The organism is Methylomarinovum tepidoasis, from assembly GCF_030294985.1.
In the GTDB taxonomy this organism is placed as follows: Bacteria; Pseudomonadota; Gammaproteobacteria; order Methylococcales; family Methylothermaceae; genus Methylohalobius; species Methylohalobius tepidoasis.
On sequence record NZ_AP024718.1, the window covers coordinates 676,480 to 697,836 of the forward strand.

17 protein-coding genes are annotated in these 21,357 nt (G+C 65.1%); 8 read left to right on the forward strand and 9 right to left on the reverse strand.

Annotation, left to right across the window (positions count from 1 at the left end; translation table 11 throughout):
* Window positions 1–59: 59 nt before the first annotated feature.
* The 8 genes from MIN45_RS03345 to MIN45_RS03380 all read right to left on the reverse strand — a co-directional run bounded on the left by MIN45_RS03345 (window position 60) and on the right by MIN45_RS03380 (window position 10,466).
* Window positions 60–419: a nuclear transport factor 2 family protein gene (locus MIN45_RS03345; protein ID WP_286293376.1), complete on the reverse strand. Its 360-nt coding sequence runs from the start codon at window positions 417–419 to the stop codon at window positions 60–62.
* On the reverse strand, window positions 403–1,587 hold the full coding sequence (locus MIN45_RS03350; protein WP_286293377.1) for a cation diffusion facilitator family transporter: 1,185 nt from the start codon (window positions 1,585–1,587) through the stop codon (window positions 403–405). Before MIN45_RS03350 ends, MIN45_RS03345 begins: the two co-directional genes overlap by 17 nt.
* A gap of 146 nt (window positions 1,588–1,733) precedes the next feature.
* Window positions 1,734–3,821 carry a heavy metal translocating P-type ATPase gene (locus MIN45_RS03355; RefSeq protein ID WP_286293378.1) on the reverse strand — a complete coding sequence of 696 codons (2,088 nt, stop codon included), beginning with the start codon at window positions 3,819–3,821 and terminating at the stop codon, window positions 1,734–1,736.
* A 106-nt stretch (window positions 3,822–3,927) separates the two neighbouring features.
* Complete coding sequence (locus tag MIN45_RS03360; protein WP_286293379.1) at window positions 3,928–7,119, reverse strand: efflux RND transporter permease subunit; 3,192 nt, start codon at window positions 7,117–7,119, stop codon at window positions 3,928–3,930.
* A gap of 11 nt (window positions 7,120–7,130) precedes the next feature.
* Entirely contained in the window at window positions 7,131–8,291 is a 1,161-nt protein-coding gene (locus tag MIN45_RS03365) for an efflux RND transporter periplasmic adaptor subunit (RefSeq protein WP_286293380.1), read from the reverse strand.
* Window positions 8,288–9,640, reverse strand: coding sequence for a TolC family protein (locus MIN45_RS03370; RefSeq protein ID WP_286293381.1), 1,353 nt, complete (start codon window positions 9,638–9,640; stop codon window positions 8,288–8,290). The genes MIN45_RS03365 and MIN45_RS03370 overlap by 4 nt, the downstream gene beginning before the upstream one ends.
* A 75-nt stretch (window positions 9,641–9,715) precedes the next feature.
* The gene (locus MIN45_RS03375; protein WP_286293382.1) at window positions 9,716–10,054 is read right to left on the reverse strand and encodes a hypothetical protein; all 339 of its coding nucleotides are present in this window, start codon (window positions 10,052–10,054) and stop codon (window positions 9,716–9,718) included.
* Between the two features lie 25 nt (window positions 10,055–10,079).
* Window positions 10,080–10,466, reverse strand: a complete 387-nt coding sequence (locus tag MIN45_RS03380; protein ID WP_286293383.1) for a hypothetical protein — start codon at window positions 10,464–10,466, stop codon at window positions 10,080–10,082.
* Window positions 10,467–10,781: 315 nt separating this feature from the next.
* Between MIN45_RS03380 and MIN45_RS03385 the strand changes: the two genes are divergently transcribed.
* Together MIN45_RS03385 and MIN45_RS03390 are read left to right on the forward strand one after the other, a co-directional pair.
* Window positions 10,782–11,192 carry a cupin domain-containing protein gene (locus MIN45_RS03385; RefSeq protein WP_286293384.1) on the forward strand — a complete coding sequence of 137 codons (411 nt, stop codon included), beginning with the start codon at window positions 10,782–10,784 and terminating at the stop codon, window positions 11,190–11,192.
* A 20-nt stretch (window positions 11,193–11,212) separates the two neighbouring features.
* Complete coding sequence (locus MIN45_RS03390) at window positions 11,213–11,791, forward strand: beta-class carbonic anhydrase (protein WP_286293385.1); 579 nt, start codon at window positions 11,213–11,215, stop codon at window positions 11,789–11,791.
* A gap of 298 nt (window positions 11,792–12,089) precedes the next feature.
* On the opposite strand, the gene MIN45_RS03395 is transcribed toward MIN45_RS03390, so the two are convergent.
* Window positions 12,090–12,647, reverse strand: coding sequence for a hypothetical protein (locus MIN45_RS03395; protein ID WP_286293386.1), 558 nt, complete (start codon window positions 12,645–12,647; stop codon window positions 12,090–12,092).
* Window positions 12,648–13,203: 556 nt separating this feature from the next.
* On the opposite strand from MIN45_RS03395, the gene MIN45_RS03400 reads away from it, so the two are divergent.
* The 6 genes from MIN45_RS03400 to MIN45_RS03425 all read left to right on the forward strand — a co-directional run bounded on the left by MIN45_RS03400 (window position 13,204) and on the right by MIN45_RS03425 (window position 21,269).
* A complete protein-coding gene (locus MIN45_RS03400; protein WP_286293387.1) occupies window positions 13,204–14,487 on the forward strand; it encodes a TolC family protein in 1,284 nt (427 codons plus the stop codon).
* Window positions 14,484–15,818: an efflux RND transporter periplasmic adaptor subunit gene (locus MIN45_RS03405; RefSeq protein ID WP_286293388.1), complete on the forward strand. Its 1,335-nt coding sequence runs from the start codon at window positions 14,484–14,486 to the stop codon at window positions 15,816–15,818. Before MIN45_RS03400 ends, MIN45_RS03405 begins: the two co-directional genes overlap by 4 nt.
* Window positions 15,811–18,969 (forward strand): efflux RND transporter permease subunit, encoded by a 3,159-nt coding sequence (locus MIN45_RS03410; RefSeq protein ID WP_286293389.1) that lies wholly within the window; start codon window positions 15,811–15,813, stop codon window positions 18,967–18,969. The genes MIN45_RS03405 and MIN45_RS03410 overlap by 8 nt, the downstream gene beginning before the upstream one ends.
* 33 nt (window positions 18,970–19,002) lie before the next feature.
* Window positions 19,003–19,365 carry a hypothetical protein gene (locus tag MIN45_RS03415; RefSeq protein WP_286293390.1) on the forward strand — a complete coding sequence of 121 codons (363 nt, stop codon included), beginning with the start codon at window positions 19,003–19,005 and terminating at the stop codon, window positions 19,363–19,365.
* A gap of 63 nt (window positions 19,366–19,428) precedes the next feature.
* A complete protein-coding gene (locus MIN45_RS03420; protein ID WP_286293391.1) occupies window positions 19,429–20,703 on the forward strand; it encodes a TolC family protein in 1,275 nt (424 codons plus the stop codon).
* A 110-nt stretch (window positions 20,704–20,813) separates the two neighbouring features.
* The gene (locus MIN45_RS03425) at window positions 20,814–21,269 is read left to right on the forward strand and encodes an efflux RND transporter permease subunit (protein WP_286293392.1); all 456 of its coding nucleotides are present in this window, start codon (window positions 20,814–20,816) and stop codon (window positions 21,267–21,269) included.
* The last annotated feature ends 88 nt before the right edge of the window (window positions 21,270–21,357 follow it).

Below are 21,357 nucleotides of genomic sequence, written 5' to 3' on the forward strand. Positions count from 1 at the left end.
TGACGAAGCGGGTGGATAACGACCTCATGACTTCATGATGCCAGATGGCCCGCGGCGCTTCACGCCGCAGCGTAATGAGCGATCATCCGCACCACTTGTCCCCGCTCATCCAGACGCATGAATTCGGCCGCATGGACGGCGTCCTGGTTGACATAGCCGAGCACCAGACTGGCGTCACCCCAAAACACGTGCTCCAGGCGGAAATGCAGGTTGGGATAATGCGCCAGTCCTATCCGGAAATAGGCGGCCAGCGCCGGCTTGCCGTGGACATCCGCCCGCCCGGTCAGATGGGCGGCGACCGGGGAGGTGACGTGCACGTCCTCGGCGTAATGGCACAGGATGCGCGCCAGATCGCGGGCGTTCCAAGCAGCGATCCAGTCACGGGCGAAAGCGGTGGCGGTTTCAGGAGTGAGCGTCATGGGGGCGCCTCCTGCCTGTCCACCAGGCGGCCAGAACGGCGATCAGGGCCAGGCTGTAGGCCGTCCATTCGTGATGGGACCATCGCCGCGGGGTCTTCAGGTCCGCCAGCCAGGTCTGCCAGTCGCCGCTGAGATGATAGCGCCACGCCAGTCCTGCCGTCAGCGCCAGCAGCGCCAAGACCCATCCCAGCACCGCCCAGGGGAAATGCGCCCGAGTGTGGCCGTGATCCCGAACATGGTTGGGTTGACCGCAGGCTTCGTGATTGGCCAGACAGGCCGATACCGTCTCCGGCGTCGCCAGCTCGAACTCCAGGGTGGAATGGCCGATGTGGTAACGTTCCTCCAGTCGCCGTTTGAGCCGCTGCTTGATCGCCTCGATGTGGGCGGCGTCGTCGGGATCGATGACCACGTGGGCCTCCAGGGAGCGGCGGTGCTCATCGATTTCCCAGACGTGGACGTGGTGCACGCCGCAGACGCCTTCCACGCTCTCCAGGGTATGGATCAGTTCCGCCAGATCGATGTCGGCCGGGGTGCTCTGCATCAGGATGCGGATGGTGTGTTTCATCTCCACCCAGCCGTGGCGCAGCACGTAAGCGGCGATCAGCACGGTACAGAGGGGATCGGCCAGATGCCAGCCGTAGCGGATCACCAGGGTGCCGGCGACGATCACCGCCACAGAGCCCAGCGCGTCGGCGACGTTGTGCAGAAAAGCGGCGCGGATGTTGGCGCTGTATCTGGAGCCTGCATAGGTGAGCAGGGCCGTGGCCACGTCCACCACCAGAGCGAAGGCGCCCACGTACACCACCGTCCAGCCCTCGATGGGCTGGGGATTGACGAAGCGCAGCAGCGCCTCGTAGATCAGATACAGACCGATGAGCAGCAGTGTGGTCAGATTGATGAGCGCCCCGATCAGCTCGGCGCGCTGATAACCGAAGGTACGCCACTGATCCGCCGGCCGCCTGGCGATCCGCCGCGCCACCAGCGCCACTGCCAGAGAACCGGCGTCCGACAGGTTGTGCAGGGCGTCGGCCACCAGCGCCAGGCTGCCCGAGAGCACGCCCCCCACCACCTGCACCGCCGTGAGCAGCACGTTGACCAGCAGCGCCCAGATCAGGCGGGTTTCGTGGACGTCGCCGTGGTGGTGATGGTGAGCGTGATGATGTGCCATTTCAACTCTGCGCGGGCCGTCTTGGGAACGACGATTTGACTTTAACCATCAGAACCACTTTACCACCGCCGCATGCGCCGGCAAACCTCGGCACGGCGAGGTCAAGGCGGCATGTCCAGAAGGTGTCTGGCCTGATCCGTGCGTCATCACCGCCGCAACAATCGCAAGCCGTTGGCCACCACCAGCAGCGATGCGCCCATGTCGGCCGCCACCGCCATCCACAAGGTCGCCTGTCCCAGCATCGCCAGCAACGCGAACACGGCCTTCACGCCCAGGGCGAAGGTGATGTTCTCGCGCACGATCCACAGGGTGCGACGGGCGTGGCGCACCAGCCAGGGCAGATGACGCAGATCGTCGCTCATGAGGGCGATGTCGGCGGCCTCGATGGCGGCATCGGAGCCGATGGCCCCCATGGCGATGCCGACATCCGCGCGCGCCAGAGCCGGGGCGTCGTTGATGCCGTCGCCGACCATGGCGACGCTTCGATATTCCCGGGCCAGTTGTTCGACGACCCGGACCTTGTCCTCCGGCAGCAGCTCGGCATGGACTTCCTCGATACCGAGATCGCGGGCGATATGCTCGGCGACGCAGCGATGGTCCCCGGTGAGCATGGCGCAGCGGATGCCGAGGCGATGGAGCGCATCGACGACCTGCACGGCTTCGGGGCGCGGGCGGTCGCTGAGGACGACCAGCCCCAGCAGCCGGTCCTCCCGGCCAAGCGCAACGACGGTACCGGCCTCGGCCTGGGGCGGCAACGTCAGCTCCTGCGGCCAGCGGGTCACCCGCTCCCGCGCCAGCCGCAGGGAACCGAGCCAGTAAGCCCGGCCGTCAATGCTCCCGCTAATGCCACGCCCCGGCAGCACCTGGAGTCTCTCGACGGGCAGAGGAGAAATTCGCCGCGCCTCGGCATAACGGCAGATCGCCTGGGCCAGCGGATGGGTGCTGCCGGATTCCAGCGCTGCCGCCAAGGCCAGCAATTCCGCATCATCGATGGCCAGGGGAATGACCTGCACCACCTGGGGTTCACCCAGGGTCAGAGTGCCGGTCTTGTCGAAAGCCATCAGCGCCACGCCGGCCGACCGTTCCAGAAAGACGCCTCCCTTGACCAGCACCCCTTCCCGGGCAGCCCGGGCCAGGGCAGCGACCAAACTGACCGGGGTGGAAATCACCAGGGCGCAGGGACAGGCGATCACCAGCAGCACCAAAGCACGGTAGAACCAAGGCGTCCAGGGCATCCCCAGCGCCAACGGCGGCACGGTCCAAACCAGCAGCGCCGCAAGAAACACCGCCGGGGTGTAGCGGCGGGCAAAGCGCTCCACCCACTGCTCCACACCGGCCTTGCGTTCCTGGGCTTCGGCCACCAGGCGGATGATCCGAGCCAGAGTCGTGTCCCCAGCCGGTTTTTCCACCGCCACTTCCAGAAGACCCTCGCCGTTGAGAGTACCGGCGAACACCTCGTCTCCAGGCGCCTTGGGCACCGGCAGGCTCTCACCGGTAATGGGCGCCTGATTGACGCTGCTGTGGCCGGCAACCACCCGGCCGTCCACCGGGATCTTCTCTCCCGGCGGCACCACCACCCGCATGCCGACCTGGACTTCCTCCACCGGTATCACCTGGATGCGCCCATCCGCCGCCCTGACCCGGGCGGTCTCCGGCGCCGTTTCCAGCAGAGCGGTGACCGCCCGCCGTGCCCGCTCGACGCTCCAGCGTTCCAGAGTGAGGGCCAAAGCGAACAGAAACGTCACCGTGGCCGCTTCGAACCATTCCCCAAGCACCAGGGCACCGGCGACCGCCATCGTCATCAGCAGGTTCATGTCCGGCCGCAGACGGAGCAGGGCATAACCGGCCCTCACCGCGACCCAGGGGATGCCAAAGGCAATGGCCAGGCCGAAGGCGATGCGTTCGTCCAGGGGAACCCCCTCCACATGGCCGGCGAACAGGGACAGCAGCGCCTGCGGGCCGCCGGCATGCCAAAGGTGCAGCCCCATGCCCGCCAGCAGCGCCACACCGGACAACAGCGTGAAAAGTCCCTGCCAGCGCCGTCCTGCTCTCTCCGTCATGCCGGCCCGCCAGGGAACGGCCTTGAGCCCGGTACGAGCCACCGCCTGCTGAATTTCCCGGTCGCTCACCGGCCTGGCCCCCGGCAGGATGCGCATCCGCCCGCGCAACAGGTCGAAGGCCAGATAGTCCTCGCCGCCCACCAGGGGACCGACAGCCTGTTTCAGCAGAGACACTTCTTCGGCGCAATCGAGCCCTTCGATCTGAAAAACCCGACCGTCGCCGTTTTTTCCACCGCCACCGGATGACGGGCTGCTTCCGCCTTCGCAACCACACCCCATGTCAATGACTCTCTTCTGCTTCGATGGCGAACCAGCGGTACAACGCTGGCAGCACCAGCAGCGTCAGCACCGTGGAAGTGACCAGACCGCCGATCACCACCGTCGCCAGGGGGCGCTGCACCTCGGAACCGGTGCCGCTGGAAACCAGCAGCGGGATCAGACCCAGAGCGGTGGTGACCGCGGTCATCAGCACCGGCCGCAGGCGCAGGCAGGCGCCACGGACCGAAGCCTCTGTCAGGGACAATCCCTCGCGCACCAACTGGTTCAGATAGGTCACCAGCACCATGCCGTTCTCCAGGGCGATGCCGAACAGGGCGATGAAGCCCACCGAAGACGGCACCGACAGATGCTGGCCGGTCAGTCCCAGGGCCAGCACGCCACCCACCAGGGCCAGGGGGATGTTGAGCAGGATCAGGGCGGTGTTTTTGACCGAGCCGAAGCTGCTGTAGAGCAGCAACGCCACCCCCAGCAGAGTGATCGGCACCACCACCGCCAGGCGCTTGTTGGCCTCCTGCTGGAGACGGAACTGACCGCCCCAGGTCACCAGATAGCCCGGCGGCAGCTTGATTCGGGCATCGATGGCTTCCTGGGCCTCGGCGACGAAGGAGCCGATGTCGCGGCCCACCACATTGGCCTGGATGGTGATGAAGCGCTGATTGTTCTCCCGGGTGATCTGGCGCGGGCCGACCACGGGACGGATTTCGGCCACCTGGGACAGGGGCACGCGGATGCCGCCGGGCCCCGGCACCAGCAGCTCGGCGATGGCCGCCGGGGTGTCGCGGGCGTCCTTGCGGTAGCGCACGTAGATGTCGAAGCGGCGGATGCCTTCGAACACCTGACCGGCGGTTTCGCCGCCCACGGCGGTCCGCAACGTGGCCTGCACGTCCTCGATGTTAAGGCCATAGCGGGCCACTTTCTCCCGGTCCGGGCGGATCAGGAGCTGCGGCGTGCCACTCACCTGGGCCACCTGCACGTCGGCGGCGCCCTGGACCTGGCGCACCACGGCGGCGATCTCATCAGCCTTGGCCTTGAGGACGTCGAGGTTATCGCCGAACAGCTTGATCGCAAGCTCGGCCCGCACCCCTTCGAGCAGTTCGTCCACGGTCATCTCGATGGGCTGGGTCAGGTTGACCAGAATGCCGGGCATCCCCTGGAGCTTCTTTCGCACTTCGGCCTCGACGAATTCCTGGTCCCCGGGCCGGCGCCACTGGTCCTTGGGTTTGAGCAGCACGTACATCTCCGCCGAGTTGACCGGATCGGTGTGGGCCCCTACTTCGCCGCGGCCGATGCGGCTGGTGACCCCGACCACTTCGGGAATGCCCATCAGCCGCCGTTCGGCGATCAGGGTCAGGCGTTTGCTTTCCTCCAGCGCAATGGAGGGCGCCATGGTCAGACGCACCACCAGGGTGCCCTCACGCAGCTTGGGGGTGAACTCGGAACCGAGAAAGGGAAACACCGCCGATCCTACCACGAACAGACCCAGCGCCAGTCCGATCGCCGCCTTGGGATGGTGGACGAACCAGGCGACCCAGGGGCGGTAGAAAGCCAGCAGCTTGCGGACCAGCCAGACTTCCTGGGAAGCGGAGGGGACAGACTCGCCGGGAGACGCCGTGAACCCTTCCCTGGGGGCTTGAGGATGGCCGTCCGGGCCATCCACACTCCCGGCAAGCCTGTCCCCTCCACTTTGGGCACGCTTGCGCCGCAACAACAGATCACTCACCATCGGCGCCGCCAACAGGGCGTAGATCAGCGACCCCAGCATCGCCAGAGCCACGGTGTAGGCCAAGGGACGGAAGGTCTTGCCTTCCACGCCCTGCAAGGTGAACAGGGGCAGGAACACCACGATGATGATGGCGATGGCGAAGACGATGGGCCGGCCCACCTCCAGACAGGCACGCCGCACCACGTGCCAGCGGGGTTCGTCGGCGGGCGCCAGGGCCAGATGGCGGTCCACGTTCTCCACCATGACGATGGTGCCGTCCACCATCATGCCGATGGCGATGGCCAGTCCGCCCAGGGACATCAGGTTGGCCGACATGCCGAGCCACTTCATGGCGATGAAAGCGAACAGCACCGAAAACGGGATCGCCACCGCCACCACCAGACTGGGGCGGAAACCGCCCATGAAAACCAGCAGCACCAGAGCCACCAGGACGATGCCCTGGACCAGGGCCGAAGTGACGGTGTGCACCGCTGCCTCGACGATGTCCTTCTGTTGGTAGTACGGCTTGATCCGGACCCCTTCCGGCAGGGCGCGGTTGATCTCGGCGATTTTCTTCTCCACCCGCTCGATCACGGTGGAGGCGTTGCTGCCGTAGAGCTTGATCACCATGCCGGCGACCACCTCGCCTTCGCCATTGCGGGTCTGAAGCCCGTAGCGGATCGCCCCGCCAATGCGGATGTCGGCCACTTGGCGCAGATAGACCGGGCGGCCATCCACGGTCTTGACCACGATGTTGCCCAGATCGTCGATGCCCTTGGCCAATCCGACGGAACGGACGATGAGCTGTTCTCCCCCCATCACCAGATACTGGGCGCCGACGTTGAGATTGTTGGCTTCGATGCGGTGGACCAGTTCCGCCAGGGTGAGATCGTAGCTCAACAGGGCGTCGGGATCGACCACCACCTGGTACTGCTTCTCGAAGCCGCCGATGCCGAGCACTTCGGTGACCCCGGGCACGGTCTGGAGGTTGAACTTGACCACCCAGTCCTGCAGGGTGCGCAGCTCTTCCAGGGAATAACGTCCGGTGCTGTCCTCCAGATAGTAGAACAACACCAGCCCCATACCGGTGGAAATGGGCCCCATCTGCGGATTGCCGAAGCCGGGCGGGATCTGCTCGCGGGCCTCCTGCAGACGCTCGTTGACCAGCTGGCGGGCGAAGTAGATGTCCATGTCGTCCTTGAAATAGACGTTCACCACCGACAGACCGAAGTTGGACACCGAGCGGATCTTCTCGATGCCCGGCAAGCCGGTCATGGCTGCCTCCACCGGATAGGTGACGTACATCTCCACCTCGTTGGGGGCCAGTCCCTCGGTGAGGGTGAACACCTGGACCAGGTTGGGCGAGACGTCGGGAAAGGCGTCTACCGGCAGTTGCCGATAGCTGTGGAATCCGGCCGCCATCACCAATACCAGCAGCACACCGATCAGCAGGCGGTTTTTGAGGGAAAATTCGATGAGTCGTTCGATCATGTCTGCCTCCCTCAGTGGTGATGACCGGCGTCCATTTCGCCCTTGCCGAGTTCGGCCTTGAGCAGAAAGGCGTGACGGGCCACGTAGGTCTCACCGGGCCGCAGACCGGAAAGAATTTCCACCTGCCAGGGGTTGCGCCGGCCCAGCCGGACCGGACGCGGCTCGAAACGGTCGTCCTCGCGCACGAACACCATCGGCTGCATCTCGATCGCCACCACCGCTTCGGCCGGGACCACCAGTCCCTCGACCTCAGCCACGGTCACCTCGGCCCCCACGAACATCCCCGGCCGCCACAGCCGCCCGGGATTGTCCAGAATCACCCGAGCCTGGGCGGTGCGGGTGGCTTCGTCGAGCACGGGGCTGACGTAGTCGATCGTACCTTCGGCTGGCTCGAACCCTTCCGCCCCGATGCGCACCGGCTGGCCGGGACGCACGTCGGGCAGGTCTTTCTGATACACCGTCAGCAAGACCCAGACCCGACTCAGATCAGCGAGCACGAAGGCGCTGCGGTCACTGCGAAGGAACTCCCCCAGAGCCGCGTGCTTCTCGATCACCTGACCGGTCGCAGGCGCCCGCAGCAGATAGCGGGACAGGTCCACCTCCTGGTGGTTCTCAAGCAGACGGTCGATCTCCGCCCGGGTCAGCCCAAGGGCCTGGAGGCGGTGGCGGGCCGCGTCCAGGGCGACGGCGGCGGCGATCTGGGCCTGTTGGGTCTGCAGGAATTCCCGTCTGGAGGTGATCCCCTTGCGGTACAGTTGCCTTTCGCGGGCCAGATTGGCATTGGCCAGATCCAACCGGCTCTTGGCAATCAGCAGCTCGGCCCGGGCCTGGGCCAGTTCCCGGCTGCTGAGCTGCGCCAGCGGCTCGCCGGCTTCGGCCCGGTCCCCCACTTCTTTGAACACCTGCCGGACGATGCCGGCTACCTGGGGCACCACATGATAGAGACGATCGGGAGCGGCCACCACTTCGCCGCTGAGATGACGAGTCAGCGCCAGCCTGCCGCGGGCGGCGGTGGCCAGCTCGATACCGAACTCCTTCAGCACCGCCGGCGCCAAATGCAGCGCTTCGTGTTCGTGCTCATGTTCATGGTCTTCGTGCTGTGGTTCTCCGGCGGCCGGTGCCCGTGCGAGCAGCAGGCCGGTCAACAATACGATCCAAAGGGAAATTTTCATGACGATGCCTCGTGAACAGGTAGGGTGGAATCCTGCGGCAGACTGCCGAGCAGACGCTCGACCGCCGCTTGCCAGAGATGCCAGGCCATCCAGGCCGCCAGCTGGCGGCGCCTGGCGGTGAACAGGGTGCGCTGGGCGTCGATCAGGTCGAGAACGCCGACCTTACCGAGACGGTAGGCGTCCCGGATCGCCGTGAACGCCGCCTCGGCGTTGGGCAGCACCTCGTCGCGCAGCAATCGGGCCTGCACGTCTGCCCGGCGCCAGCGCTGATAGGCGGCGACCAGCTGGCGGCGGGCTTCCACCAGGGCGGCACGGCGGCGCTGTTCGGCCTGTCCCAGTCCGGCCCGGGCCTCCGTCACCTGTGTGCGCTGATCGTTGAACAGAAACAAAGGCACCTGAAACACGGCGACCGCTGCCACATCACCGTTTTCGGCATATTGGCGGACACCGCCCCGGACCGTCAGGTCGGGAATCGTCAATGCCCGCGCCAATTCCAGCTGGCGCTGACGCCGTACCATCTCGGTGGCCCAACGGGCCACATCAGGATTCTGCGCCAGCCGGGCGACCAGCGTTTCCAGCGGGGGAAGGGAGGCCAGCCGGCTCAGATCGCCGACGGCGCGATCGAAGCGCGGGACCAGATCCCCCCAGGAGGCAGCCAGGCGCTGGCGGGCATCCGCCAGCCGAGTGCGGGCCTCGGCGCTGGCCAGACGGGCCTGGGCCAGTTCCACCCGCGCCTTGTAACGTTGCAGGCGCGACACTTCACCGGCCCGCACCCGGGCGTCGACAGTAGCGTACAGCCGCTCCGCCAGAGCCTCCATACGCTGGGACAGCGCCAGTTCCTCCTGGGCGGCGAGCACCTCGATGAACGCCTGACGGGTGCTCAGAGCAGTCTGCAGCCGCCGGGCCTCGTAGTCCCAGATCGCCAGGTCGCGTTCACTGCTGGCGAGACGGTGGCGCTTGCCGCGCTTGCCCCCCAGCTCGATCAGCTGACTCAGCATCAAGGTGGTTTCGGCGACGTTGTAGCCGCGATGGCTGCCGGACCCCCCGAAATCCTCCACGGCGATTCTGAGACGCGGGTTGGGCAACAGTCCGGCCCGAATCCTGCGCGCTTCGCGGACCTGGATTTCCCAGGTGGCGGCGTTGAGGCGGGGGTTGTGGCGCAGGCTCAGGGCCAGAGCCGTTCTCAGGTTAAGGATCTTGGGGACCGGCGCTTCGGCCCCGGAAGACTCTGCCGCAGGGGGCGGCGGTTCCGGGACCGCCGCCTGTCCGGGCATGGTGACGATCAAAGCGGCCAGCAAAAACGATCGGCCGCCGGTGGCGAATACGGTTCCGCCAGGGAATACCTGCATGAAATTTCCTCCACGAATCGAGCGGGCACGAACGGACAACCAGCGCGCAGGGCGCCGGCTGGAAGACAGCGCGCCTCAGACGATGGGAGGGCGGGGTGTGGGCGGGCGGATCAGGGGAGAGAAATGGGAACGGTAAGGCGGCGGCCAGCTGTCGGGAGGCGTGAGGACGGCGACGGTGAAGTCAGGCGGTAAGGCCATCCCTCCCACATGACCGCCGTGATCGTAACTGCAGAAATGACAGGAATCGTCTCCCGGATCGCCGTGAACCGCCTCTTTTCCCGCTTCCGGCTGCATCGAAAACAGCGGGTGAAGCTGATGATCACCGGCTGCGTGCACCACATGGACGTCGGTCAGCAGCCAGGTGGCCATCCACAGGGTCGTGAAAATCAACAGGCAGCAAAGGAGACGATTCATGTTTTTATCATAGCATGCCCCGAACTCAGGGCAGATACTTGATGGCGGCCACCACCAGACCGCCGACGGTGAGCGTGAGAGCGAAGGACCAGCGCATGAAACGGTCGATGCGTTCGGTCAGCCGTTCGAAGCGGGTATCGATCTGGGCAAAACGGGCATCGATCTGGGCGAAACGCTTCTCGTTGTACTCGAGCATCTGCTCGAAGCGCTTGTCCACTTGCTCGAAACGCTTCTCCATCAGGTGGAAGCCCTGCTCCATCAACTCCCGCTGGTGCTTGAGCTCCTCCTCGACCCGGACGATCCGCTCTCTCAGTTCCAGATCGTAGCGCACCGTTCCGGCTGGAAGGCGGGCGTCCACTTCCTCGCGGATCAGGCGGCGCAGCTGTTCGAGATCTTCTTCGGCAAAGGGCATGGCGGGTGGACTCTTCGGAATTCGCTAAACCTTATAAGATCAGAAGTATATCAGAGCCATAACCCGATCAATGCGGTTACCTTGATGGGGCGGCACGATAACCGGCCGGATTCAGCCGATGACGCTTGAGCTTGTGATAGACCGCCCGGGGAGTCAGCCCCATGGCAGCACAAGACGGTTTCCGGGGTGATAGGCGAACCGCCTCTGGGCAGCTGCCGGTGCTGCGACCACCCGGCTGGCAGGACGGCCTGGGACTAGGAGGTGGTAATCTGGGCGCTGTTGACGGGAAACGCCTTACTAGAGGAAAATTTCGCGATGAAACGCATACTGACACTGACCAGTCTGGTCCTACTGATCGCCACGAAGGCATGGGCGACCGGCATGCTTCAACGGGACGTATTGCTGGCCCGTCCCGTGACCCTGCCGGACGCCCATATCGTCACCCGGGTGATCCGGGTCACCTTCCCGCCCGGCTTCCGCACCCCTAAGCACATCCACAAGGGCCCCGGGCCCCGCTACGTGCTCTCGGGAGAAATCCGCATCATCGACAAGGAAGGCGCCAAAATCTACCGCCAGGGACAGGTGTTCTGGGAAACCGGCGAGCCGATGGTGGCGGAAAACGCCGCCGCCGGCGAGACGGTACTGTTGATCTTCGAGATGACGCCCGAAAAGCAAGCAGAATCCACGCCGCGCCGCCGCAAGATCGTCATTCGACCACAACGTTAACTCACCAGAGGAGAACCGACATGAGCAAGATCGTCGAAGAAGTCCTGAAAGCCAACGAACAGTATGCCGCCACCTTCGACAAGGGCGACCTGCCGATGCCGCCGGCGCGGCACTTCGCCATCCTCACCTGCATGGACGCCCGCCTCGATCCGGCCAAGTACGCCGGCCTGTCCGAGGGAGACGCCCACGTGATCCGCAACGCCGGAGGGCGGGCCAGCGACGACGCCATCCGCTCCCTGGTGATCTCCTACAAGCTGTTGGGCACCCGGGAATGGTTCGTGATCCATCACACCGACTGCGGCATGGAGACTTTCACCGATCAGATCATGGAGAACCTGCTCGCCAGCAGCCTCAAGACCGCTCAGCTGACCGGGGAAGGCTGGAAGGACGTGGGCGAAGGTCCCGGCTCGCCCTGGGGCAAGTACATCCGCTGGCTCACCATCGAAAACCAGAAACAGAGCGTGGTCGATGACGTGGTGCGGATCAAATCCCACCCGCTGGTACCGGCGGAGATTCCGGTCTACGGTTACATCTACGACTGCAAGACCGGCCGCCTGATCGAAGTGCCCGAAGCCACCGAGGCCGGCCGGGCCCGGTAAGCGGAAGGCACCATAAGACGGGAAAAGGCCGGGAAACACCCGGCCTTTTTCCTTTCCACCGCCGGTTGGCGCAAAACTGCAACTTCGGATTCGACCACCCCTTGGTGGGACCGGCTGCTGGGTACTTACCGCGATCAACCCCGCCGCGGTCACGAGATCATGACCCTCGGGATTCACGACATCCGCCAGCGGTGCCAAGTCCTGCGGTCCTCAGGGATGCTGCTGTTGCCTTTTACCGCACCGGTGGATGGCTATGTCCTCAACCGGAGGACTGGAAACCCGTCCGGACGGCGAAAATTCAAGGCAGATATTTGATGGTGGCCACCACCAGGCCGCCGACGGTGAGCGTAAGTGCGAAAGACCAGCGCATGAAGCGATCGATGCGCTCGGTCAGGCGTTCGAAGCGGGTATCGATCTGGGCAAAGCGCTTCTCGCTGTACTCGATTATCTGTTCGAAACGCTTGTCCATTTGCTCGAAGCGTTTATCCACCAATTCAAAGCGCTTTTCTACTTGCTCGAAGCGTTTGTCCACTTGCTCAAAGCGCTTGTTCATGTCCTCGCGCATCTCTTCGAAACGCTTGTCCACCTGCTCGAAGCGCTTTTCTACCTGCTCCAAACGCTTGTCCACCTGCTCGAAGCGCTTGTTCATGTCCTCGCGCATCTCTTCGAAGCGCTTGTCCATGAGGCGGAAACCCTGTTCCATCAGCTCCCGTTGATGCTTGAGTTCCTCCTCCACACGGAGGATGCGGTCCCGCAATTCCAGATCGTAACGGACCGTTCCGGCCGGAAGGCGGGCATCCACCTCCTCGCGGATCAGGCGGCGAAGCTGTTCGAGGTCTTCCTGGGCAAAGGGCATGGCGGACGAAATATCAGGTCAAGCGCTTGAAGTTGAAAGTATATCAGAACCAAAATCCCCGGACAGGATGTCCGACCCCTGGTTTTCAGGACGCCACTGCGCTATATTTCAGTCATCCAAAATCAAAATCCAGTACGGTGATTTCAAGGACGCTGTTCTATCTGTTGTTGGTTTGTTCCGCCTTCCTGGCCTCGGCCGGAGAGGGGAAGCAGCCTGTGGCCTCATCCGCAGAAATCACCGCCACCCGTTCGGCCAGCGTAACCGCAGCCCCGGAATCTGCCGTACGCTGCGTTCACCACTGTCAGCGCTGTCGCACGGCCCTGTCCACCTGCGGCTGTGGGGCCACGGCGTTGCCGGCAGAGACGGGCCTCGTCGTCGCCGGCGGGACAGAAGCCCTGCCCGGGATCGGCTCCCTTCCGGCATTCCTTAGTCACACCTTCCCGCCCCCTGGAAAACCACCCCGAATCCTCGCTTGACGACGACACCGGCCCTGCGCCGGTGACAGGCCGGTTCGCGCCCGCGAACCCCGATTTCGTTCCCCAAGCGAGGAGACCGCATGAAATCCTATTGGTGGCTTGGCCTGATGCTGATCTTCGGTATCGCCCAGGCCGAAACGACCGATCAACTGACCCTGGAACAAGCCCTGGCGCAGGCGGAACGCCGCAACCCGTCCCTGGCGGCGATCCGCGCCCGCTATGAGGCGCTTCGGACCCTCCCGGATCAGGCCGGCAGCCTGCCGGACCCGGAGATCAGCTTCAACGCCCTCAATCTGCCGGTCGATACCTTCGACATCCCCCAGGAGGCCATGACCCAGTTGCAGCTGGGGCTGAGCCAGAAGTTCCCTTTCCCCGGCAAACTGAGACTCAAGGCCGAGGCGGCCGAATGGGAGGCGCGGGCCGCCGGCGACGACGTCGAGGAATGGCGGCTGCGCCTGCGGCGCGACGTGGAAGGTCTGTGGTGGCGGCTGTTCTATCTCGATCGTGCCCTGGAGATCGTCTCCCTCAACCAGAACCTTTTGCGCCAGTTCGTCGAGATCGCCCAGACCAAGTACAAAGTGGGCCAGGGGTTGCAGCAGGACGTCCTGCTGGCCCAGCTGGAACTGTCGCGCCTCATCGACCGGGAACTGCAGCTGCAGGGGCTGCGGGCGCAGGAAGCGGCCCGGATCAACGCATTGCTCGACCGCCCGGCGGACACTCCGGTGACCCTGCCCCGCAGCACCCCCCGGCAACTGCCGGAACCGGCTGCGGAAGCCCGGCTGTTCACCTTGGCGGCGCATAACCGCCCTCTGCTGGCGCGGGTGCGTAAACAGATAGAGGCCGCCAAGACCCGGGTCGCGCTCGCCAAGAAAGACTTCTTCCCGGACTTCAAACTGGGAGCAGCCCACGGATTCCGCAGCGGCCGCAATCCGGATGGCTCCAGCCGCACCGATTTCCTGAGCTTGAAGCTGAGCATGAGCGTGCCCCTGTATTTCGCCACCAAGCAGGCCCGGGCGGTGGACCAGCGCCAGAGCGAACTGATCCGCGAGCGGTTCCAGTGGCAAGACACCTGGAACCGGGTCCGCGCCGAGATCGCCTCGGCCCTGGCCGACTACCGCCGTGCCCGCAACCAGGTGGTGCTGTTCGACCGGGGCATCATCCCCCAGGCCCGCCAGACGGTGGCATCGATGCTGGCCGGGTATCAGGTGGGCAAAGTGGACTTCCTCAACCTGGTCAGCGCCCAGATCACCCTCTACAACTACGAAATCCAGTACTGGAAGACCCTGGCCGAAGCGCGCCAGGCGCTGGCGAAGCTGGAAGCTGCCGTCGGCAAACCTGTCACAAGCCAAAAAGGAGCCAAATGATGCCGTGGAAATGGATCGTGATCGTGCTGATCGCCTTGAGTGTGGGTCTGGGGTCCGGCTACTGGCTGGCCAGCCGTCAGGTTGGGCCAAAGCCCTCTGCCGTCAGCGCCGGCGGCTGTGATGAGCCCATGTTCTACCGCCACCCCATGAACCCGGCCATCACTTCCAAGACGCCCGCCAAGGACGAGATGGGCATGGACTACATCCCCGTCTATCCGCCCGGCTGTCCCGGCGCCACAGAGGCCGGCGGCCCGCCGGGGACGGTGGTGATCGATCCCACCGTGGTCCAGACCATCGGTGTGCGCACCGCCAAGGTGGTTCGCCGCGACTTTTCCCACCCCATCCACACCGTCGGCCGGGTCAGCTACGACGAAGACCTGCTCGCCCGCCTCCATCCCAAGACCGAGGGCTGGATCGAAAAGCTCTATATCAGCGAAACCGGTGAATTCGTCGCCCGCAATGCCGAGCTGCTGAGCCTCTACTCCCCCCAGCTGGTTTCCAGCGAGCAGGAATACCTGCTGGCGCTCAAGAGCCTGCGCCTGCTGAAAGACAGCCCCTTCGAGGACATCAGCCATGGCGCCCGGGAGATGGTCAAAAGCGCCCGCGAGCGGCTGGAGCTGCTGGACGTGCCGGAACACCAGATCCGCGAACTGGAGCAGACCGGCCGGATCATGAAAAGCCTCCATATCCATTCGCCCTTCGACGGCTATGTGGTCCACATAGGGGTACGCGAGGGCCAGTACGTCACCCCCCAGACCGAGCTGTATCTGATAGCGGATCTGAGCAAGGTCTGGGTCTATGCCGACATCTACGAATACGAACTGCCCTGGGTGCGGGTGGGCGATCCGGCGGAGATCACCCTGACCGCCGTCCCCGGGCGGGTGTTCCGGGGGCAGGTGGTCTACGTCTACCCTTACGCCGATCCCAAGACCCGCACCATCAAGGTCCGCCTAGAGTTCGACAATCCCGACCTGATCCTGAAGCCGGAACTGTTCGCCAACGCCACCCTCCACACCCGCCCCAAAACCGGCGTGCTAACCATCCCCAGCGAGGCGGTGGTGCGCACCGGTCTCAAGGAGCATGTTTTCGTGGTCAAGGGTCCGGGCCGGTTCGAACCGCGCATCGTCGAGCTGGGCGTTCCCGCCGACGGCTGGGTTGAGGTCCTGGCGGGGCTTTCCGAAGGCGAGGAGGTGGTAGTTTCCAGCCAGTTCCTGATCGATTCCGAATCCAGGCTGCAAGAGGCGCTGTCCAAGTTCACCGAGCCGGCGAAGCAGAAAATGCCGGGAATGAAGCATATGGACGGCATGCAGCACGGAGGCGGCCATGATTGAGAAAATCATCTCCCTGTCCCTGCGCGAGCGATTTCTGGTGCTGCTTTCGACCGTGCTCCTCCTGGGGGCTGGGATTTGGGCCTGGAGGACCACCCCCCTGGACGCCATTCCCGACCTTTCCGACGTGCAGGTGATCATCTTCACCGAATACCCAGGGCAGGCGCCCCAGGTAGTGGAGGACCAGGTCACCTATCCCCTGACCACGGCGATGCTGGCAGTGCCCAAAGCCAAGGTGGTGCGCGGTTATTCCTTCTTCGGCTACTCCTTCGTCTACATCATCTTCGAAGACGACACCGATCTGTATTGGGCCCGCTCGCGGGTGCTGGAATATCTCAACTATGCCAGCAAGCGACTGCCTCCGGGCGTGACGCCCTCCCTGGGCCCGGATGCCACCGGGGTCGGGTGGATCTATGAATACGCCCTGGTGGACAAGAGCGGCAAACACGATCTAGCAGACTTGCGCTCGCTCCAGGACTGGACCCTGCGCTATCCCCTCCAGACCGTCCCCGGGGTGTCTGAGGTGGCCTCCATCGGCGGCCACGTCAAGCAGTACCAGGTGGAGGTCGATCCCAACGCCCTGTTGGCTTATAACCTGCCCCTGACCAAGGTCAAACAGGCCATTGCCCGCTCCAACAACGACGTCGGCGGCAGGCTGATCGAGATGTCCGAGACTGAGTACATGGTGCGCGGTCTGGGTTACATCAAGACCCTGGATGATCTGAAAAGCGTGCCGGTGGGGGTGGATGAGAACGGCACCCCGATCCGCCTCAAGGATGTGGCCGACATCCATCTCGGGCCGGAGCTGCGGCGGGGACTGGCGGAGCTGAACGGTGAGGGGGAAGTGGCCGGCGGCATCGTGGTGATGCGCTCCGGCGAGAACGCCCTGGAGACCATCCGTCGGGTCCGGGAAAAGCTCGAGGAGCTCAAAGCCGCTCTGCCGGAGGGGGTGGAGATCGTGCCGGTGTACGACCGTGGTGACCTGATCGAGCGGGCGGTGGCCACCCTCGAAACCGCGGTGAGCCAGCAGCTGGTCATCGTCAGCCTGGTCATCGGCCTGTTTCTGCTCCACGCCCGATCCACCCTGGTGGCGGCCATCAGTCTGCCCCTGGGCGTCCTGGGGGCATTCGTGCTGATGCGCTGGCAGGGGATCAGCGCCAACATCATGTCCCTGGGGGGAATCGCCGTGGCTATCGGCGACATGGTGGACGGCGCCATAGTCATGGTGGAAAACGCCCACAAGCATCTGGAGCGGGCCGAACGGGAAAAGGGCGCGCCTTTGACCGGCACCGAGCGCTGGCAGGCGATCGGGGCGGCGGCGCGCGAGGTAGGGCCGGCGTTGTTCTTTTCCCTGCTGGTGATCATGGTGGCGTTTCTGCCGATCCTGGCGCTCCAGGCTCAGGAGGGCCGGCTGTTCCGACCGCTGGCCTTCACCAAGTCCTACGCCATGCTGGCGGCGGCGGTCCTGACCGTGACGGTGGTGCCGGTGCTGCTCGGTTATTTCGTCCGTGGCCGCATTCTACCGGAGGCACAAAATCCGGTGGCCCGCGCGCTCCATGCCCTCCACCGGCCGCTCCTGCGCGGGGCGATGCGCTGGCGGGGCCTCACCCTGGCGCTGCTTGCCGGAGTGCTGGCCTCCACCCTGTATCCCTTTTCCCGCCTGGGGAGCGAGTTCATGCCGCCTTTGGACGAGGGCGACATCCTCTACATGCCCACCACGTTCCCCGGCATTTCCATCACCAAGGCCCGTGAACTCCTGCAACAGACCGACAAGATCCTCAAGACCTTTCCCGAGGTCCATCACGTCTTCGGCAAGGTGGGACGGGCCGAGACCGCCACCGACCCGGCCCCCCTGTCGATGATCGAGACCACGGTCAGGCTCAAACCCCGGGACCAATGGCCCGATCCGGCCAAGACCACCCGAGAGCTGATGGCGGAGATGGACAGGGCGATCCGCTTTCCCGGCCTGGCCAACGCCTGGACCATGCCGATCAAGACCCGCATCGACATGCTCTCGACCGGCATCAAGACGCCGGTCGGCATCAAAGTCTCCGGCCCGGACCTGAACGAACTGCAGCGGCTTTCCGAGGCCATCGAGCAGGCCATGAAGACGCTGCCGGAGACTCTCTCGGCTTTCGGCGACCGGGCCGTGGGCGGCTACTACGTGGATTTCGACATCGACCGCTTCGAAGCGGCCCGCTACGGCCTTACCGTCGGCGACGTCCAGGACGTGATCCAGAGCGCCATCGGTGGCATGAACGTCACCTGGACCGTGGAAGGGCTGGAGCGCTATCCGGTCAACCTGCGCTACCCCAGAGCCTTCCGCGACAACCTGGAGATGCTCAAGCGAGTTTTGATCCCCACTCCCACCGGCGCCCAGATCCCCCTGTCCCAGGTGGCAGACCTGAAACTGCGGCGCGGCCCGCCGTCGATCAAAAGCGAGGACTCGCGCCCCAATGCTTGGATCTACGTGGACATCAAGACTTCGGACATCGGCGGCTTCGTGGCCAAGGCCAAGCGGGTGCTGGCCGAACAGGTGAAAATCCCACCCGGCTATACGGTGAGCTGGTCGGGCCAGTTCGAATACATGGAGCGGGCCGCCAAAAGGCTTAGGGTCATCATTCCAGTCACCCTGGGGCTGATCTTCCTGCTGCTCTATTTCACCTTCGGCAACTTCACCGAACCGCTGCTGGTGATGCTGACCGTTCCCGTCGGTCTGGTGGGCGGCATCTGGCTGTGCTGGTGGTACGACTTCAACCTGTCGGTGGCGGTGGTGGCAGGTTTCATCGCCCTGGCCGGAACCGCCGCCGAAACCGGTGCGGTCCTGCTCAAATACATCGACGTGGAGGTGGAATCCCGGCGTCGGGCCAAGGGAGCGCCCCTGGATCGGGAGGAAATCCTGGCGGCGGTGGAGGAAGCCACCTCGCTCCGGGTACGGCCGGTGGTCATGACCGCCGTCACCACCATCCTGGGGCTGGCGCCGATCTTCTGGAGCACCGGCACCGGAAGCGACGTGGCCCGCCCCATCGCCATGCCGGTCTTCGGCGGCATGACCACAGTCATGATCGCCACCCTGCTGGTGTTTCCGGTGCTCTACAGCTTGGTGTTGCAGTGGCAGGAACGGCGGCTTGTTCCCACCTCCAAGCGATGCTAAGCTTTCCGGAATCAATCTTGACCGGCCCGTAAATTGAGCCTGCTGCGCCTTTACGTCACTCTGTTTTTCTGCCTGCTGCAGGTGTTCGCGCCCCTGCTGCACGCCTATGTGGGAGCGGACGCTTCGCCGACGGCGGTTCACCTGCCCGGCCTGGAGCAGGTCGCCACCGACGGGCAACCGGCCGCCCCGGCCGAGGGGGTGCTGGTGTGCGCGGCCAAAGGCGTACGCCCCGGGGCGGTGGTGTTTTCCTGCGAAGCGGGCCCCGTTCCCGGCCAGTGCCCACTCCCCGATTCGCCGCGGATCGAGACGAGCCTGCCGCCCTGGGAGCGGACCTGCCGTCGTATCTTTTATCCTCCTTCCCCTCCGAGCCGCGCCTCGCCCACACGGGTGTCCTGATACCCTTGCGGCTTTCCGGCCCGCTTCGCCGGAAACGATTCAACTTCTCGACAGGTAAGAACCGTGCGCAAACTGTGTCACTGGCTGTTTTGCGCCTGTCTGCTGGTCCAGGCAGCTGGCGGACAGGCCCAGGAGGATCTGCTGGCCCCCCACCGGGACGAACTCCGTTACGATCCCGAACTGACCCTGGCCCAGGTGGTGGAAACCGCCCTGGCCAACTTCCCTCGCAGCCGGCTGGCGGCTGCTTTCCGCGAGGATGCGCGGGCCTGGGAGCGGCGCTCCGGCGGGATTCTGGCAGGCCCCGTGATGTTCGGCACCACCTACAGCGGCGACCAGGTGGGCGACGACACCGGCGCCTGGGAAATCGACAACGATCTCACCTTCATGCTGTGGAAGTGGGGCCAGCGCAGCGCCGCCCGCGAGGTGGCCGACCACGCCGCCAAACACGCCGCTTCCTATCGGCGGGCCCTGGCGTTGCAGGTGGCGGGGCTGGTGCGTGAGGCCCTGTGGGATCTGCGTCTCAAGCGCAGTGCCTACGAAACCGCACGCCAGCTGCTGGCGGTGGACGAGAAACTGGCGGATGCCGTGCGCAAACGGGTCGAGGCCGGCGACTTGGCCCGCACCGATCTGCTGCTGGCCCAGACCGAGGTGCTCAACCGCCGGACCGAAGCTACGACCTTGGAGGCCGAATGGATGCACGCCCGCCGCCGTTATCTGAACTTGGTGCGCCTGGAGCGGGCGCCGCAGAACTTCCGGGAAACCCGGGCCCCTGTCGCCGCCATCCCTTCCGATCATCCTCTGCTGGCCGCCGCCAGCGCCCGCATCGACCAGCTCAAGGCCAAGGTGCGCTGGACCCGTTTCGAATCCGACACCGGCAACCAGCAGGTCTATCTCACCGTCGGCGGCACCCACGCCAAAGCGGCACGGGGCGGGCCCACCACCCACGGGCTGATGGCCAACCTGACGATCCCCTTCGGCGGCGGCCGCTATCAGGCCCCCAACGTCGCCGCCGAAGCCGTCGCCCTGGCGGAGGCGGAAAGCCAGCGGGGCGAACTGCAACGGCGTCTGGAGCGGGACCTGCACGAAGCCGAACACGCGCTCCTGGTGGACCGGCTCCAGCTGGAAGCGGCCGAATCCCGTCACCGGCTGGCCCGGGAGAACCTGAAACTGGCCCGCCAGGCCTTCGCCGCCGGGGAGATGGACCTGATCGACCTGCTGCGCATCCAGAAACTGGATCGGGAAGCCCTGCGCGACGCCCGCCAGTGGCGCCTCCGCCGAGACCGCGACATCGCCCGTTACAACCAGGTCGTGGGCGTATTGCCATGCGACGCTTGCTGATTCCATTGCTGTTTCTGACCACCGCGGCGCTCGCCGACGAAGTGCGCCTCTCCGCCGACCGATAGCAGCGCCTGGGACTGAAAGTCGCCTCCGTGCGCAAGGCGGAGCGGATGCCCCTGGGCAGAGCGCCGGCGCAGGTGACGGTGCCGCCGGAGAACGACCGGCTGGCCGCCGCCCTGGAAAGCAACAACCGCAACGACGGCACCGGGTGCCTGGAAACCGGAGAGGAATCCCTGATCGTCCGCAGCCACATCCAGACCCTGGAAGACGTGCGCCACATCGTCGTGGCCGAACGCAGCGGAATGCCGATGCGCGTCGGTGACGTGGCCGAGGTCCGCATCGGCGCCCTGACCCGCTACGGCGCCCTGAGTGCCGATGGTGAGGGCGAGACGGTCGAGGGCCTGGCGTTGAGCCTACGGGGCACCAACGCCGGCCAGGTGGTGAAAGCGGTGCAGGCCAAGCTCGGGCAGCTGGAGGCCGGCCTGCCACCGGGGGCGCGCATCCGGGTGCTGTACGACCGCGGCAAGCTGGTGACGGTCAGTGTGCGTGGACCAAACGCGCCTTGACGACCTGCTGGCCGATCTGGCGCGCCATTTCGGTGGCAGCGGAATCCGTTATTGGGTGGTACCAGTGGTGCGGGAAGGAGAAGTTTGA